Below are 1153 nucleotides of genomic sequence, written 5' to 3'. Positions count from 1 at the left end.
ATTGGCTTTGATGGGAATAGATATGACTTTGTAAGCAGAATTATTGGTGGCAATGGCTATACTTACGAGACAGCACCTGCTGGTAGTAGCAGGTGGAAAGAAACATGGAAAATGTTCACAAATCCTTACAATCCCCATACTTGCCTTGGAGATGCGGGTCCAAAATGTCGAGATATATATGGACTTTCCCATCGAGTACAATTCCCTTTAAGGAGGAAAAAATGAAACAAACTTTAAAATTATTAAGCGCTGTAACTTTGTTAAGTATAGCTGGATGTCAGTTTAATAAACCTCCTGCAGGATACTTCACGGTGTGGGAGAAATCAGGAGCAGATCGGCTTGAGGTAAAAAAAGCACTTTTAGAATGTGGAATGCCAGCTCCTTATGATGTATTTCCAGAAAACAGAAATTTAAGCAACAATGCATGGGCAACCATAGAAGCTTGTATGATTCAAGCTGGTTTCCATGATAAATATGATAGGGGGGGGGGCTGGTGTGGAAATCATAAAGCCGAAAATCTCCCGATTTGTCGTCCAGGCGCTGTGATCCCGAGGCGCAGTGTCAAGAAGCGCTTAAATAGCCCGTTTTGTAAAAAGCATCCAGAACAATATGAATGTTATCCTTAAGTCTTGCTTGTAATGACCAACAATCCGCCATCCTTGCCTTTGCTTGGAATGGCGGGATTGTTTTTTCCAGCAAGCAAAACTCTGTTTCTGTTGGGTTTGGTGCTAGACAAACAGGTGGTGGGGGCTCCATGAGCGCCTCTTTCCAAAAGAATAAATCTTCTAGCGATTATCATAGTGTCGGGGAACAATCAGGCATTAAAGCCGGTGATGGTGGTTTTGATATCAACGTCAAAGATAAAACAACCCTAACCGGAAGCATTATTGAAAGCACCGCGTCGGCGGACAAAAACAGCCTGACCACAGGAAGCATTAGCACCAGTGATATCAGCAACAGTGCGCATGCTACAGCTAGCAGCCATGGGTTTAGCCTTTCTGGGAACGATACGATAAAGAACATTGCTAAGAATGTTTTAAATCACGGCAAAGCGAAGGATGCAGCGGAAGGAGAAACCAAATCTGCTATCAGTGATGGGAGTATCATCCTTACTGATACAACTGGACAGAGGGCGATGGGGCAAGATGCTGGA

General features: G+C 43.6%; 1 protein-coding gene and 2 pseudogenes. All 3 read left to right on the top strand.

Annotated features, from left to right (window positions below; translation table 11 throughout):
• Positions 1–225: pseudogene (locus tag ACFIJ0_RS02690) on the top strand (filamentous hemagglutinin); the annotation flags it as partial.
• On the top strand, positions 222–626 hold the full coding sequence (locus ACFIJ0_RS02685; RefSeq protein WP_375623702.1) for a hypothetical protein: 405 nt from the start codon (positions 222–224) through the stop codon (positions 624–626). The pseudogene ACFIJ0_RS02690 and the gene ACFIJ0_RS02685, both read left to right, overlap by 4 nt.
• A 65-nt stretch (positions 627–691) precedes the next feature.
• Positions 692–1153, top strand: a pseudogene (locus tag ACFIJ0_RS02680) (hypothetical protein); the annotation flags it as partial.

Source organism: Bartonella sp. OC68QHHN, from assembly GCF_042193875.1.
Lineage (GTDB): Bacteria > Pseudomonadota > Alphaproteobacteria > Rhizobiales > Rhizobiaceae > Bartonella > Bartonella grahamii_A.
Note: the sequence above shows the minus strand (reverse complement) of the source record. Positions and strands in the feature narration are given on the sequence as shown.